This window comes from Mesorhizobium sp. P2_F7 (assembly GCF_056403695.1).
The window spans coordinates 126,291-142,162 of record NZ_JBFUFA010000004.1; the positions used below are offsets into that span (position 1 = coordinate 126,291).

The following is a 15,872-nucleotide window of genomic DNA, read 5'->3' on the forward strand; positions in this document are numbered from 1 at the left end:
AAGCGCCTGATGTGTTGAGACCTTCGGTCGATGTAACCCCCACATCGATAGATCGCGTCCCACCGCGATGAGGGTCTCTTCACCAGAGAAGGCCTCGCCGCCCGGAAGCCTAGTGTACACGTTTTTGTTACCTGTCGGAAGTTCCGCATCATGAGCACGCCAGAACCTTTCAAGGAAGTGCCGCATCGCGGCCTGATCACCGTGGCGTTGATGCTGGCGACGATCATGCAGGCGCTCGACACCACCATCGCCAATGTCGCGCTGCCGACCATGACCGGCGATCTTGGCGCCTCGCCCGACAACATCAACTGGGTGCTGACCTCCTACATCGTTGCCGCCGCCATCATGACGCCGGTGACCGGCTGGCTGGCCGACCGCTTCGGCCGCAAGGAACTGTTCCTGGCGGCGGTGGTCGGCTTCACCGTGTTCTCGATGCTGTGCGGCATCGCCTGGAGCCTGGAGTCAATTGTGTTCTTCCGGCTGATGCAGGGCGTGTTCGGCGCTGCCATCGTGCCGCTGTCGCAGACCTTCCTGCTCGACATCAACCCAAGGGAACGCCACGGCCAGGCGATGGCCATCTGGGGCGCCGGCATCATGCTGGGGCCGATCCTGGGCCCGACGCTCGGCGGCTGGCTGACCGAGAATTTCAACTGGCGCTGGGTTTTCTTCATTAACTTGCCGGTCGGCATCATCGCCTTTCTCGGCATGGCCGCCTATCTGCCGGTCGTTGCCCGGCGCGTGCGCAGCTTCGATTTCTTCGGTTTCGCCATGATCTCGCTCGGTGTCGGCGCGCTGCAACTGCTGCTCGACCGCGGCGGTGAGGTCGACTGGTTTTCCTCGGTCGAAATCTGGATCGAGCTTGCTCTTTCGATCACCGGCTTCTGGGTGTTCATCATCCACACGGTGACGGCGGAACGTCCTTTCATCGACCCCAAGATCTTCCTCGACCAGAATTTCGTCACCGGGCTGGCCTTCATCTTCGTCATGGGCGTGCTGATCCTGGCTTCGATGTCGCTGTTGCCGCCGATGCTATCGACGATCTTCGGCTATCCGACCATCACCATCGGTATCGTCTTGGGGCCGCGCGGTGTCGGCACGATGATTTCGATGCTTGTCGTCGGGCGGCTCATGAGCAAGATCGACGCCAGGATCCTCGTCGTCATCGGCTTTCTGCTCACGGCACAGTCGCTCTACACCATGGCCGGCTTTACCCCGCAGATGGACAATTGGCTGATCCTCAGCTCCGGCGTTATCCAGGGGCTGGGCATGGGCATGGTGTTCGTGCCGCTCTCGACGGTGGCCTTCGCCACGCTCGACGTGCGTTTCCGCACCGATGCTACGGCGCTGTTCAGCCTGGTGCGCAATCTCGGATCCTCGATCGGCGTGTCGGTGGTGACGGTTCTCCTGGTGCGCAATACGCAGGTCAATCACACCGAGCTGTCGGCTTTCATCAACCCGTTCAACCCAAATCTGTGGGCGGCCTCGCCAGCCGCCGCAAGCGGCGATCCCATGGCGCTTTCGCAGATGGATCGCATGGTCAACATCCAGGCGATGATGATCTCCTACGTCAACGACTTCAAAATACTGATGATGATGACGCTGATTGCCATCCCGTTTGTGTTTCTGCTGCGCAAGCCGAAGACGGCCCCGGCCGCAGGCGCGCCGGCGGCGCATATGGATTGAGACGCGCGTCGATAGTCGCTGGTATCAGATGACGTAGTCGCGGACGTGTCTGCGAAATATGTAAGGTCGGGCGGTCGTCGAGATGATCGCAAAAATCTCCATATATCAAATAATGTCGATTCTATTGCGCCAATAGCGATTTGAAAACGGCGGTTGGTTTCAGGTAACCCGGAACCTTCGCCTCTGATTTTGGTTCAGCTTATCTGCTATTAGTACATAAGTAACACTATCAACCGACTGTCGCGTGGCACAAAAGTGTTTTTTGCGTTGTTTCAGACCCAGCCAGGAGAAGGTCTGTTTGGCTACGAAGTCATCCGGGAAATCCGTGGAAACGACTCAGTCTGTCAGTTTGGCCGCATTGGCAAAACTGGCCGACGTTTCCTATGGGTCGCTGGAGCACGAGCTGCGGGCGACGATCACCGCACTTGAGCAGCAGGCGCTGCGCTTCGAGACGGTGATCGAAAACGTTTCGCAAGGCATCTGCTTTTTCGACCGCGATGAGCGGCTGATCCTGAGCAATCGCCGTTATGCGGAAATCTACCGCCTCGCACCCGAGCAGTTGTGGCCTGGCCTGACGCTGAGCAAAATCGTCGAGCGCCGCTCCGCTGCCGGCACGGCGGCGCTGGCCACCGACGCCTATCTGGCGATGGCGAGATCGGTCAATTCAGGCAAGGCGCCAAGGACCTGGACCGCCAAACTCCCCGACGGCCGGACCATCCAGATTTACAACCAGTCAATGCCCGACGGCGGCTGGGTAGCCACGCATGAGGACATTACCGATCTCATCGCCAATCGACAGATCGTCGACGAGCGCATCTCGTTGCAGGCACTGATCGACTGGGTGCCCAACTATCTCTGGGTCAAGGATACGCAAAGCCGCTTCATCGTCGTCAACAGCGCCCTTGCGACGGACAGTGGCCACGACAAGACCGCCGATATGATCGGCTTGACCGATTTCGATATCCATCCCCCGGAGGTTGCGCAGAAATTTCGGCGGATCGAACAGTCGGTGCTCGAAAGCGGACAACCCTTGGTCGACGAGGAAGAGTTCGTCGTCAACGCGTCGGGCGCCGGAAAATGGCTCTCCTCGACCAAGGTGCCGTTGCGCAATGCTCAGAACGAAATATTCGGCCTGGTTGGCATCGCCCGCGACATCACGGCCCGCAAGCAGGCGGATGTGCTGCGCAGCGGACAGGCAAACATCCTGGAGATGATTGCGACGAGCGCTCCGCTCGAGAATGTGCTCGACAGCCTCATGCGCCTGGTCGAGTCTCAACTGAAGGGGATATTCGGTTCCGTCCTGCTGCTCGACAAGGACGGCATGCATTTGCGGCACGGCGCTGCGCCGAGCCTGGCCAAAGCCTATATGAGCGCCATCGATGGGGCTGCCATCGGCCCCAAGACAGGGTCGTGCGGCACCGCCGCCTTCCGGCGCGAACCGGTCATCGTCGCCGACATACTGCAGGATCCACTCTGGGAGGACTACCGCGAACTCGCGGCGCCCTATGGCTATCGGTCGTGCTGGTCGACCCCGATCCTGTCGCATCAGGGCGTCGTGCTTGGCGTCTTTGCCATGTATTCGATGAGCGTGCGCGAGCCGACCGACGTCGAGACCCGCCTGATCGAATTCACCACCCACATTGCCGGTATCGCGATCGAGCGCAAACGGGCTGAAGACCAGATCCACTTCATGGCCAACCATGACGCGCTGACCGGGCTGCCCAATCGCGCTTTGCTGGAGGATCGGCTTTCCCAGGCGGTCCTCTACGCCCAGCGATACAATCGCTGGGTGACGGTTGTGGTCATCGATCTCGACAATTTCAAACTGGTGAACGATACGTTCGGCCACAATGACGGCGACGAGCTTCTCAAGACTATCGCCAGCCGTTTGGTTGGCTGCGTGAAGGCGACCGACACCGTCGTGCGGCTTGGCGGCGATGAATTCGTCATCGTCCTGTTCGACCAACCCACCAATGTCGATGTCATCTCGGAAATCCTGCAGACGATCACGGATGCGATTTCAAAGCCGGTTCCTGTCGCGGAGCATCGCCTGCGCATAACGGCCAGCATCGGCATCGCAAGTTACCCGAAGGACGGGGCGGACCCGGATACGCTGCTTGCCAATGCCGATGCCGCCATGTATCGCGCGAAAGAATTCGGCCGCGACAATTTCCAGTTCTATGCTCCCGAGTTCAACTCCAGGGCGCATGAAAAATTCCTGCTTCAGGAGGAATTGCGAAACGCGCTCACCCGTTCGGAATTCGCTCTGCACTATCAGCCGCAGGTGGATCTGCGATCGGGACAGGTCTTTGCGGTCGAAGCATTGATACGCTGGAACCATCCGACGCGTGGCCTGGTTTCGCCGCTGACGTTCATCCCTTCCGCCGAGGAGACCGGGCTGATCGTGCCGATCGGCGACTGGATCCTGCATGAAGCCTGCCGGCAAAACAAAGCCTGGCAGCGCGCCGGTCTGCCGCCCGTCACCGTCTGCGTCAACGTGTCGGCGCGGCAGTTCAGGGAGAAGAACCTGATCGACCGCGTCGTCGACGCATTGAAGGAAAGCGGCCTGGAGGCCAGGTATCTTGAAATGGAAGTGACCGAAAGCCTGATCATGCAGGATTTCGAGCTGGCGGTCGCGACGATGAACGGACTGCAAGAGCTCGGCGTGCAGATCTCGATCGACGATTTCGGGACCGGCTATTCCAGCCTTAGCGCGCTCAAGACCTTTCCGGTGCAGCGGCTGAAGATCGACAAGTCCTTTGTCGACGACCTTGCGACCGACGAGAACGATCAGGCGGTTACCAGTGCCGTCATCTCATTGGGCCAAAAGCTGAACCTGAGGGTCCTTGCCGAAGGCGTCGAGACAGAAGACCAGGTCGCCTTCCTGCGCCAGAATAATTGCAACGAAATGCAGGGCAATTATTTCAGCAAACCGCTGTCGGCCGAGGATATCGGCGAGCTCATCGCGCGCAAACGTTGAGCGCCCGGCTGGCCATTATTTCTGGCCCCTATTTTCCGAGCACCAGGCTCCAGTAACGGATAGCGCTGTCGCGCCCGTCGCGCACATAGGCAAGACCGAAGCGGCTGAAATCCGGATCGAGCATGTTGCGGCGGTGGCCGGCCGAATGCATCCAGATGTCGAACAGTTTCTGCTGGTCGAACCGGCCCTCGGCGATGTTCTCGGCGGCGGCGCCCCGTACGCCATTGTCCTTCATCCGCGATGCGAAATCCTTGCCCCAGCCTGTCGTGTGGCTCATGCGTTCGCGCGAGGCCATATAGCCGGCCTGCTGGAGAGCGGCCTGCTCGAGCTGTGCGTCCGGCACCAGCGCCGGCAGCCCGGCCGAGGCGCGGATGCCGGCCAGCGTCGCGGTGGCGGAGGACGAGACACCGGCGCCTTCGCCGGTCGGCACAGAGACCGTGCTGCAAGCGGCGAGCCCGGCCATGGCTGCAAGGCCGATCAGCAGTAGGCGCCGGTTTAGGTTCGGAATCTGGTGGTTTTCGATTTTTTCAATGGTCATACCCGCCTGAGATAATGGCGATCATGGCTTTTGCCGGGCAGGGCGATGAAAATTTCGCTCGCGGTTCAAAGCGCATAGGCGTTCGGGGTCACCTTCGCGTTTCCTCACTCAGTAGGTGACGGTGACGATTACAGTATCTGTATAAACCCCGGCCGAGGGCGTGGCTTGTGGCGGAACGCGGCCATAGACGGTGAGGGTCTGCGTCGCACCGTTTCCAGTTCCTGCCACCGTGCTGCCAGGAGTCGTGGCGTCGCCCCAAGGCTGGGCGCGATTGGTATCCTTGTAAAGGCCGTAGGTTACGGTTTCCGCGCCCTTCGACATCTTGCGCGCAGTCGGCGGCGAGCCGGTGGCACCGCCATTCAGCGAGACGGTATATGCCAATGCCGGCGTGCAGGTGACCGAAACCTGCCCCGTGGCATCGACATTTGCACCCAGAATTCCTTTTGATCCGAAATCGATATTCTGCGTCGACACGAGACAATTGGCGGCCACTGTCGCATTGATGGTGAAGGTTGGATCTGCAGCGGTGGTTCCAGAAGCGGTACTGCAGCTGCTGCTGGAGGTGTAGCGATAACGAAACTCGACCTGGGCGCCAGAAAACGTTGAGAGATAGGTCCCAGGCGGAACCGTGCCTTGGCTACCAAATGCTCCGCCATAGATGGTCGCACTGCCCGTGGCGTTCCCCGAAGCATTCGGCGTCAACGCAAGGGCCGGCGGCCGGGAGGGATAGGCCCAGGCATAAGAGCCCCAAACCACGCTGCGCGCCGAATCCGAATAGAGCTGGTAGTTAAGGCTGTTGGCTCCGCTCAGCATCTGTCGCGCCGTTGCCGAAGATGCACCTCCAGTGCCGGCCGCAAGATGCGCACATATCAGGATGCGCTGGCCGGCAATGCCGCTGCAATTCATGTTGATCGTAGCCGTCGAGTTGGTTTGGCTGCTGGACAGTGAGTCGACCGAGCCAAAGTTCATGTTGGAAACGCCAAAGCTGCAGCTTTGCGCCCAGGCGAATGATGGAAACAAAGCGACGGTTAAGAGGATTGCAGCACGGAGCATTTTTTCTCCCAAATTCATCGGCATGCCACGTCCTTGATCGCCACTTGCTGGCCGGGCTCGGGTCTGTAGGGAAATTCGGCTCGGCAGGAGCTTCCATCCGAGCGGTCGATCACAACCGCGTTCTCCGCGCCAAGGCCGCGAATGTAGGCCTGACCGTCGTAGCCGATGACGAACACTTCCGAGCTACCGTCGATGCGCCCCTTTAGACCAGCCTCCAGCGGAGTGCCGCTGGTGTCGACCAAGGTGACGAGCGCTGCCTTCGGAGCCTCCGATACTCCAAACTTCACTACAACACCGCTGCGGTCGGCTGGCACCACGACCTCCTTGGTTGCCGGGACATCCGCATCAACCGCCAGGTTCTTGGGGTCGATTGAAACCGTGTTCGGCTCATAGGAGTTGAGGCCCGGGACGAGAATACGTCCCTTACGATCGGTCTTGCCGACTGGTCGGTTCTGGAATTGGACATCCACATCCGGCGCACCAACATCGACGACAGCGAAAGCGTCATCAATGCGATTGGTGGCAAAGACCCCGCCGCCGGCCACGGCAATCGCGCCATCCATTTGCGCGGTCGCCCTAAAATCATTGTCGTATTGTTGGACACCGGCCTCGAAGCGAGCGAACGGCGCCCGATAGCTAACAGCGGCCGACCGATTAGGCGTTTCTCCTTCGGAGGTCCGTGCCCGCCAGCCCACGCTGCCGTCCTCCAGCCGCTCCGACTTGGCGACGTCGGCTACGACATTCAGGCCATCCGGACCACTCTCCACGCCAGTCGAGGCAGTGATATCGTCGCCGAACGGGACGGAGATTCCAGCGAAAACACCAAAACTGTCGCGGTCCTCAAGGTCGACAAAGGCGGTGGCGTAAAGGCTGCTTCGCTTGAAGATCTGCTGGCTGTAAGAGAGGCCGACAATCTGGCTCTTCTGGCCCTCGGCACTTTCGAGATGCGTGTAGGAGAGATTGAGGCTGGAAAAATCGAGCGGCGTTGGAACGCTCAAGGTTACCTGGTCGATCGCGCGGGGAACGCCTGCGCTGAAGATCGGAAAGTCGCCCGGATCGGAAAACGACGGTTCGGCGGTTATTGAGGCGATGTCTTCGTAGTCGCCGAAGGCGCGTTGGATTCGACCGTAAATCGACCAGCCTTCGTGGCTCATCTCCAGCGAGGCGTTCACAAGCGAGCCGGTTCGCCCGTCATGGTGGCTGCCCGCAACAGCGACCGATAGGGCGCCATAAGGTCCGAGCGGAAATGCGGCGCCCACTCCGCCATTGATCAAATCCTCGCCACCCTCGGCATGACTTTCCAGCGTCAGCCAGTTGGTGAGACCGTAACGTGCCGTTGCAACGCCAAACATGCGTTGGTCGTAGTCGTCGGATTGGGTGCCGAAATTGCGCCGTGGAAATCCGACCTCGGTCGAGAAGTCGAGCAATCCCTGACCCAGCATGTCGCTGGAGGTATAGAAGGGGAGTCTGGTCGTCGTTTCACGACCGAGGCTATCTCTCAGGACGACCTGCGCTTCACCAGCACCTGCAAACACCGGCAGATTGGTGACCTGAAAAGGCCCAGCGGGAATGTTGCCGGTATAGGTGCGAACGTTCTGGGTGTAGACTTCGAGCGTTGAAGGGACGGCGGCAGTTCCTCCAAACGATGGCAGCGGCAGAGTAACCAGATCAGATCGTAGCGCGAAATTGCGCTGCGCCTGGATGCCGCCGAGATAGACTGGCCGCGTCCAGGAGAGCCCGCCGGAGATAAAATCACCTGCCCGGTAGGTCATCAGGCGCTTGGGATCTGAGTAACTCCAGGTCGTGTTGAGCCGAGTAAACCCGCCGAATTCACCATCGGAGTAGCCGGCGATGAAACCTTGACTGAGGGTGCCGAGGGGACTGAACACGCGCGCGTCGAAGCCGCCGGAGATGCCCTGAAACAGGTCGACGTCCTTTTCGAACAATTGGTTGGAGCTAGCGAAAAGCGAATAGTTGAGTACTCCGCCGTAGCCGGCCTGCGGTTCTATCCGGTCCTCATTCCTGCTCCCGGCAACATCGACGACGCGGGCCGCGCGGCCTTCATTGGTGGTCGTGACATAGAGGCGCTGACCTGGTCCATCGATACGAAAGGCAACGTCCGGCAATCGGTCAAGTCGGACCAAGCCATCACCGCCCACCGCATCATCCACCGGCTTCAGGCCGACCTGCTTCAGCTCATCCGCTGTTGCCGCCAAGCCACCGTCCGGGAATTGCGTGAAGGTGCCGACCAGTTGCGTCGAGACGTCGTTGATGAACACCTCGAGATAAAGATCGCGGCGTTCGGTTTGGGCGGGAGCGGGTTCCGCAATTTGAGATTGCGAATCCTGCGCGTTCGACGGCAGGAGAGGAAAAAAGAAACCTGCAACGACGATCGCGAATCTACTGCCCTTTGATCGCAACTGGGGCATCGAATGGTCCAAAGTCGCTCTGTGCCTTCAGCGTGACAGAGCTTCCGGCCAGCGATTTGCTGCTGCCGATCGGCCATTGCATGGTGGCGCCACCCAGAACGTAGCCGACCAGTCCGCTACGGCTTCCGAGCTTCTTGTCGCCTTGCGTCAGATTGAGATTGGATAGTCTCAGGCGGCTTTCACCATTGTTGCGCGCCGTGAGAAGAAGGCTGCGGCCCTTCCGCGACAGGCTGAACGAGACGTCCGGTGCCTTAGCGTCGGGATTGCGAAAGAAGACAGGCACAGAATATCGAAGCACCAGGGTGACGGTGCCTGCCTTCCTGCGCGAGGGATCGGGCAACTCGTCTACCAGCAGGCGGTAGCCCTCCTCGGTGCCCACCGGCGTCTTGCTTACGCGCAGCACGCGAACGGAATAATCGGCATTTGGCCCGACCTCAGTCGAGGGCGGGCTGGCGACAACGTCCGTGGTCGGCTCCAGTTGCTCCACCCCGTCGACCTGTCGCCATCGGAATACGCGAATCTGGACGTTAATGGGTCGCTTGGCGTCATTGTGCAGATTTAGAACTGCCGCGCTGTCGGGAGCAATCAGTTCCAGGCTGGTTGGGGCTACTCTAAGGGAAGCGGCTGCTGAATGGCTCACACACAGCAAAAGGAGCGCTGCCGCCCCTATGCATGACTGCATGGGTCGCATGTCGTGTCCTCCGGTTTGGGAAAGATCAGTACGTCACTGTGATCGCAACAGTGTCCGTATAGGCGCCTGCGGCTGGTGTCGTCTGTGGTGGAACCCGCCCATAGACGGTCAGGTTCTGGACGCTACCGTTTCCGGTTCCCGCAACAGTGTCGGTGCCGATCGTCACTCCCCAAAGTTGGGTGCGCCCGGTGTCTCGGTAAAGCGTATAGTTGACGGTGGCGGCACCCGGGCCGGTCATCTTGCGAACCGCAACGGTCGCGCCACTGCCAGCCCCGGCGCTCAGGCCAACATTGTAAGTCTGACCAGAGGTGCACTGAACACCGATGGTGCTGGTTTGATCAACATTGGCATCGATGACGCCCTTTGATCCAAAATCAAGATCGCTGGCGGTCTGCACTTTGCATTCGGCCGTAATCGTGATGCGAACATTCATGTTGCCGGTTGCGACGGCGGCAAGGGCCGAATTCGTCAGTAATGAGGCTGCAGAAAGGACCGCCAGAAAGGCGGAGGACAAAGCTCGCATGCGGTGCTCCCGTATGGTTCGGTTCGTCGCGCATGGCGAAAAACCGTCGAAAAGCTCCCAAGCCCCAATACATCTGACATATTTTCCGTTAAGATACAACTAACGTCGAGAATCTCCCCATCGAAGCCCCATTCGACATATTTTATGTTGCTGGTAGGTTCTGTTCTATGTTGCAATAAGTACTTGAAGCAGTATGATCTGAAGCATCTATAGTATGCAACAAGTCCGAATTGATTCAGCTTGATATCTCGTCAAAGCCATAAAGCAACACTTTCCGTTCCCCAAATTGAAGCTAGCTCTGTTCCTTTTGCGTTCAATTGTGCGTGCAAGCATTAGATGTAACGCATATGCCATAGGTTGCAAAATTCGACAGCGGCCAACAAAAGCTGGCCGGCGAACCGCAACCTACCGAAACAAGATATGGGTCGCCTGAAGGGTTGGCGAAGTGCTTCTCTTACGGGTGCCTCAGACGGCTCTGATGCAGCTAGTAGTAGACACAACGGTGCAAGGCACGTACCAGTTTAGGAGGACTCGACCCTGAGCGCCTTCGCCCAATTCCGCAATATTCGAAAACCCTATTTCGATCAGAATTTTGCTCGGCCCTGATCCAGGTTTCCGTCAGTCTTATCCGACTGGCCTCCTCTGCCCGTACTTGGCCACGCCACCTGGCATGTCGCAAGGTGGTTGCGCCGGAACGGGCACAGCAGATCAGGCGGCCGACGTAGCTGCATCCGCAGGCGGCTCAGCGTTGCGCGTCGGTCGCCATTTTGAGCGCCAGCGCGGCGAGCACTGTGCCCATCATCCAGCGCTGGATGACCATCCACAGCGGTCGTCCGGCGAGGAAGGTGGCGATTGAACCGGCCGTCACCGCGATGATGGCATTGACGGTCAGGCTGATCGAAATCTGCGTGACGCCGAGCACCAGAAGCTGCGACAGCACATGACCTTTGCCGAGCGAGATGAACTGCGGCAGCAGCGACAGATAGAGAACCGCCACCTTGGGGTTGAGCAGATTGGTCATCAAGCCCATGGCGAACAGCTTGCGCGGCCTGTCCTTTGGCAGTTCGCGCACCTGGAACGGCGAGCGTCCGCCGGGGCGCACCGCTTGCCAGGCAAGCCACAGCAGATAGAGCGCGCCGGCAATGCGCAGCGCGTCATAGGCGAACGGCACGGCAAGCAGCAGCGCGGTGATGCCGAGCGCGGCCGATACGACATAGAACAGAAAGCCGACTGCCACGCCGCCGAGCGAGATCAGCCCGGCCTTCGGTCCTTGCGACAGCGAACGCGAGATCAGGTAGATCATATTCGGCCCGGGCGTCAGCACCATGCCGAGGCAGACCAGCGCGAAGGCGAGATGGTTGGCGGTTTCGGGCACGGGCAATCTCCGGGAAGCGGTGACGTTACTCACCATGCGCTTTGACTCGCCGCAAGAGCATGATGGCGGGAGCCTTTGCGCCAGCGTCGAAAATTGCAGAGGGCGGCGACGCTGTTGATCTCCCTCCTTGAGGGGGAGATGGCCGGCAGGCCAGAGAGGGTCGTCTCGCGTGGAGAGCCAGCCTCGTCTGTCGACGAAGGGGTGTTGCGTCCCGTCGAACCGACCCCCTCTGTCGCCTTTGGCGACATCTCCCCCTCGAGGGGGGAGATGAGCAGCTTCTGCCTCAGCTCACCACGCGCAGGTTCGACAGCTCGTTGGCGATTTCCTTGAAATTGTCCGACAGCGTGGCGCCCGTGGCATTCCAGAACAGTTTCGCAGGCTTGCTCGGGTCGATCGGATCCTTGCGGAAGCGCGAGTCGGACGAACACGTCTTCAGCGCGTCCATCGCGCTCTTGTCGCCGGCGTCGGTCGTCGACATGTCGAGCGCCACCGTCATCACCATGATGTTGGCCGCCTTGGCGTTGTTGCACAACGTCGCCATCTGCTCGTTGAGCGCGGCGGTGTAGTTGCTCGACGAATAGTTGAGCTGGCCGATGGCGCTTGACGTGCCACCGAACAGGCGGGTGACGGCGGTGCCGTTGTAGCCGACGCCGGTATAGCCATAGGCGGCATAGGTCGACTTGTTGCCGGCAGGGTCGGAACTCAGCGCCGAATAGGTGTTCTCGCCGTCGGTAAGCACGATGACCACCTTGTCGTTGCCGCGCTCGGTCTCCGGGCGTCCCTCGGTGAAGGGCTCGGTGCTGGAGACGGTGCGCCAGCCCCACGCCATGCCTTCCGGCACATTGGTGTTGCCGTTGGGCGCCATTAGGTCGATCGCAGCCTTGATCTTTGCCAGCCCGTCGGCGTTGGTGACATCGGTCAGCGGCGTGATCGGCGTCGTGGTGCAGCTGTAATTCGGCCCGGCGCCTTTCGACAGCACCGGCGCATTGATCGGCCGCGGCTGGAAATACTTGGCCATGTTCGACTGTCTGGTCTTGCCGGTGGTGCTCGACGGATCGTCGTTCCACCAGCTGTTGACAGCGCCATAGGTCTTGGGCGCCGCCTCGTCGGGATCCTGCGTGATATACCAGTGGTTGCCCGGCTCGTCCGGCGCAAACATCGGCACGAACATGGTCGCGGGGTCGCCGACGCCGGTGCCGGTGTTGTTCGGTCCGCCTGAGGCCGGCGCGTCGTTGACATTGTAGGGGTAGGGACGGACTTCGACGCAGCCCTGCCAGCTGGCGAACGGTCCGTATGTGTCGTTGTAGTCGTACTCGTCGTGGCTGCGCTTGCAGGTGTGGTTGGACCGGTATTCGTCGCAGACCACGCGCTTGCTGCCAACGATACGCTCGTGGCTGGTGACTACCTTCATGTCGCGGTAAAGCGAGAAGCGGGTCAGCATCTGCCCTTCCTCTTCACCCCAGCCAGTGCCTTTCTTGTACCAGATGCCACCGATCTTCTGGGCGTATTTGTCAGCGGCGTTCAGCGTCGACCAGTCGAAATTCTCATTGTGGATGGGCGAAAGCCCATAGGCGTCGATCCATGACGCGTTGTCGTTGCTGGCGCCGACATTGACCGATGCGGCGAACGGCACCAGGCTGAACTGCACCGGCTTGTCGATCTGCTTGATCATCGCTGCCTGCGAGGCCAGCGTGTCCACCAACTGCTTTGCGGCCTGCTTGAGAAGGTCGATGCGCTTTTGCCCGGAGCCGGTGCCGGGTGTCGACATCGAGCCTGAATTGTCGAGCACCATGGCCACTTCCAGCGTGTTCTTCAACCGCACCTGCGAGCACACGGAGTAATCGATGTTGCCTGACGTCTTGCCGATCAGCATTGACGCGGCCGGCAGGAAATAGGGCTTGTAAACCAGGCTGGCGCAAAGCTTGACGATGCCGCCGCCGGCTGTGCTGCTGGGCAGTGTAACGTTGAGCGTCGTGTTGGCGGGGTCGACGTCGTTGAGGTTTGCCTTGAAGAAGTCGAGCGCATAGGCCCGCAACTGGTCGTCGGTGGCGCCTTCCACAAGCCGGCGTGCGGTGGCGAAGTTGGCGGCGTCGAGCGCGTTGACCACCTTCTGCTTCTCGCTGACCATGCCGCTGAAGTCGACGGCCAACGCCACGCCGCCCATCAGCGGCACCATGGCCAGAACAGTCATGAGAGCATAATTGCCGCGCCGGTCGCGCCAAAAGTCACGCCAGAAATTGCGCATGTGATGTAAGCGGCCCCGCCTGCGGATTCTTCAATGCCGCCACACTTTCACAAAACGCTGAAGGACGGGTTTGGGAAACCGCTCGATTATGCGCTGAGCGCTTCACCAAGCGCTAACCAAAGGTGGCGGCCGGTGGATGACCGCTGCTCGCAGAAACGCCCCGCCGGAGAGACGGGCCGTTTCGTTTCGAAAGGATTTCGTTGGTTCAGCCGACGATGCGCAGGTTGGAAAGCTCGTTGGCGATTTCCTTGAAATTATCGGACAGCGTGGCGCCGGTGGCGTTCCAGTAGAGCTTCGCCGCCTTGCTCGGATCGTTGGGGTCCTTGCGGAAGCGCGAATCCGACGAACATTCCTTCAGCGCGTCCATTGCCTTCTTTTCATCCGTCTTGGTGTCGACGAGGTCGAGCGAGACGGTCATGACCAGGATGTTGTTGGCCTTGGCATTGGCGCAAAGCGTCTTCATCTGCTGGTCGAGCGCGGCGGTGTAGTTGCTGGAGGTATAGGTGGTGCTGGGAACGCTCGTGTTCATGAACAGGCGGGTGACGCTTCCCGATCCCGGATAGGTCAGGCCTGTGTAGCCATAGGCAGCGTAGGTCGATCTGTTGTTGGCATTGGTGGAATCGCTGACAGCGGTATAGGTGTTGGCGCCGTCGGTCAGCACGATGACCACCTTGTCGTTACCCTTTTCGTTGTTCGGCCGTCCGTCGGTGAAGGGCTCATTGCTCGACACCGTACGCCAGCCCCAGGCCATGCCTTCCGGAACGTTGGTGTTGCCGGTCGGTTCCATGTCGTCGATGGCGTCGTCCAGGTCCTTTTTCTGGGCCGCGTCGGTCACGTCTTTCAGCGGCGTGATCGGCGTGGTCGTGCAGCCAGCATTCGGACCGTTGCCCTGAGCGGCGGAGGCTGAACCGTAGGGCTTCACCAGGAAATACTTTCGCATGTCCGACTGCCGCTGCTTCGCGGTCGGATTTGCCGGATCGTAGGGCCAGTCTGCCCACCAGTTGTTGTCGGAGCTGTAGCTTGCCGACGAAACATCATTGACGCCGTCGCGATTGAAGTCGCGCCAGAGCGTGCCGGCCTCGTCCGGCGCGAACATCGGCACGAACAACGTCGCCGGGGTCGCGGTCGTCGGGGTCGTGTCGTCGTCATTGTATGGGTAGGGCCTTGCCTCCACGCAGCCCTGCCAACTCGCGTAGCGGCTCGTGGTGTAAACGTATTGCGGCGACGGAATAACCCAGTGGCCGGACTTGCAGGTGCCGTCCTTCTTGGTGACGTCGCAGACATATTGTTTCGGGGGGGTCACATCTTCGCGGCCCGACTCCACGGTCATGTCGGAATAGAGGCTGAAGCGGGTCAGCGCCTCACCCTCCGTATCGCCCCAACCAGCGCCTTTCTTGTACCAGACGTCGCCTACCTTCTGGGCATACTTGTTGGGGTCGTTGGTCGCGGTCATCTTCGTCCAGTCGAAATCCTCGTGCTGGACCGGAGATATGCCTTTCTGGTCCATCCAGTCGTCCTGGTCGTGGCTAGGGCCGATATTGACCGACGCCGAAAACGGAACCAGGGAAAACTGCACCGGCTTGGAGATCTGCTTCATCTGCTGCGCCTGAAGCGCCAGCGTGTCGACCAACTGCTTGGCTGCTTCCTTGAGAAGATCGATGCGCTTCTCACCAGTACCGGAGCCGAGGTAGGCCATCGACCCCGAGTTGTCGAGCACCAGCGCAACCTCGAGCGTGTTCTTGAGACGAACTTCGGAGGTTGCGGTCATCTGGACATCGGTGGTGCCTGACGATTTGCCAAGCATCCAGGCCGCGACCGGCAGAAAGTATGGCTTGAACGTCAGCGTCGCCTGAAGTTTCAGCGTGCCGCCGCCGGTATTGTTGTTGGGCAGCGTCACGGTCAGCAACGTATTGGCGGGTTGGACGTGGCCGAGATTGGCCTCGAAGAAGTTCTTGGCATAGGCCTTGATCGCATCGTCGGTCGCGCCGGAAACGATCTGCCGGGCAGTGGCGATGCCCGCAGCATCGAGCGCATTCAGCGTTTGTTGGCGCTGGCGGACCAGCTCGGTGTAGTCGATGGCGAGCGCCAGCGCGCCCATCAACGGCACCAACGTTATCACCGTCATCAAGGCATAGTTGCCGCGTCTGTCGCCTAGAAATCTGCGGATCATGCCTACAGCACCCCTGCCAGGACCCAAATGTCGAATATCAGCGGGAACATGCCCACAAATCGTTAAATTTCAGGTTGCTGAAATACGTCCAAGATCGGCCCATCTTTTCAAGGCTCGTTAACCATTCGGCCTGGTGATCGGCGATGCGACATTTCCTGATCGGCCGAAGCTTGGGGAAGGGCGCC

The 15,872-nt window shown here is 60.1% G+C and carries 10 protein-coding genes; 2 read left to right on the top strand and 8 right to left on the bottom strand.

Annotated features, from left to right (window positions below; all coding sequences use genetic code 11):
* Positions 1 to 150 precede the first annotated feature (150 nt).
* On the top strand, positions 151 to 1,683 hold the full coding sequence (locus tag AC1DZ8_RS14735; RefSeq protein WP_477309549.1) for a DHA2 family efflux MFS transporter permease subunit: 1,533 nt from the start codon (positions 151 to 153) through the stop codon (positions 1,681 to 1,683).
* A gap of 325 nt (positions 1,684 to 2,008) precedes the next feature.
* Positions 2,009 to 4,663 carry an EAL domain-containing protein gene (locus tag AC1DZ8_RS14740; RefSeq protein ID WP_477309548.1) on the top strand — a complete coding sequence of 885 codons (2,655 nt, stop codon included), beginning with the start codon at positions 2,009 to 2,011 and terminating at the stop codon, positions 4,661 to 4,663.
* 28 nt (positions 4,664 to 4,691) lie between these two features.
* On the opposite strand, the gene AC1DZ8_RS14745 is transcribed toward AC1DZ8_RS14740, so the two are convergent.
* From AC1DZ8_RS14745 to AC1DZ8_RS14780, 8 genes are all read right to left on the bottom strand, one after another.
* Positions 4,692 to 5,201 carry a CAP domain-containing protein gene (locus AC1DZ8_RS14745; RefSeq protein ID WP_477309547.1) on the bottom strand — a complete coding sequence of 170 codons (510 nt, stop codon included), beginning with the start codon at positions 5,199 to 5,201 and terminating at the stop codon, positions 4,692 to 4,694.
* 108 nt (positions 5,202 to 5,309) lie between these two features.
* Positions 5,310 to 6,254 carry a Csu type fimbrial protein gene (locus AC1DZ8_RS14750; RefSeq protein ID WP_477309571.1) on the bottom strand — a complete coding sequence of 315 codons (945 nt, stop codon included), beginning with the start codon at positions 6,252 to 6,254 and terminating at the stop codon, positions 5,310 to 5,312.
* A 14-nt stretch (positions 6,255 to 6,268) separates the two neighbouring features.
* Positions 6,269 to 8,683 (bottom strand): fimbria/pilus outer membrane usher protein, encoded by a 2,415-nt coding sequence (locus AC1DZ8_RS14755; RefSeq protein ID WP_477309546.1) that lies wholly within the window; start codon positions 8,681 to 8,683, stop codon positions 6,269 to 6,271.
* Positions 8,655 to 9,374, bottom strand: coding sequence for a fimbrial biogenesis chaperone (locus AC1DZ8_RS14760; protein WP_477401107.1), 720 nt, complete (start codon positions 9,372 to 9,374; stop codon positions 8,655 to 8,657). Before AC1DZ8_RS14760 ends, AC1DZ8_RS14755 begins: the two co-directional genes overlap by 29 nt.
* Before the next feature lie 25 nt (positions 9,375 to 9,399).
* On the bottom strand, positions 9,400 to 9,897 hold the full coding sequence (locus tag AC1DZ8_RS14765) for a Csu type fimbrial protein (RefSeq protein ID WP_477309499.1): 498 nt from the start codon (positions 9,895 to 9,897) through the stop codon (positions 9,400 to 9,402).
* A 742-nt stretch (positions 9,898 to 10,639) separates the two neighbouring features.
* Entirely contained in the window at positions 10,640 to 11,272 is a 633-nt protein-coding gene (locus AC1DZ8_RS14770; RefSeq protein WP_477309500.1) for a LysE family translocator, read from the bottom strand.
* A gap of 283 nt (positions 11,273 to 11,555) precedes the next feature.
* A complete protein-coding gene (locus tag AC1DZ8_RS14775) occupies positions 11,556 to 13,517 on the bottom strand; it encodes a TadE/TadG family type IV pilus assembly protein (RefSeq protein WP_477401110.1) in 1,962 nt (653 codons plus the stop codon).
* 205 nt (positions 13,518 to 13,722) lie between these two features.
* Positions 13,723 to 15,687, bottom strand: a complete 1,965-nt coding sequence (locus AC1DZ8_RS14780) for a pilus assembly protein TadG-related protein (protein ID WP_477401112.1) — start codon at positions 15,685 to 15,687, stop codon at positions 13,723 to 13,725.
* Between the last annotated feature and the right edge of the window lie 185 nt (positions 15,688 to 15,872).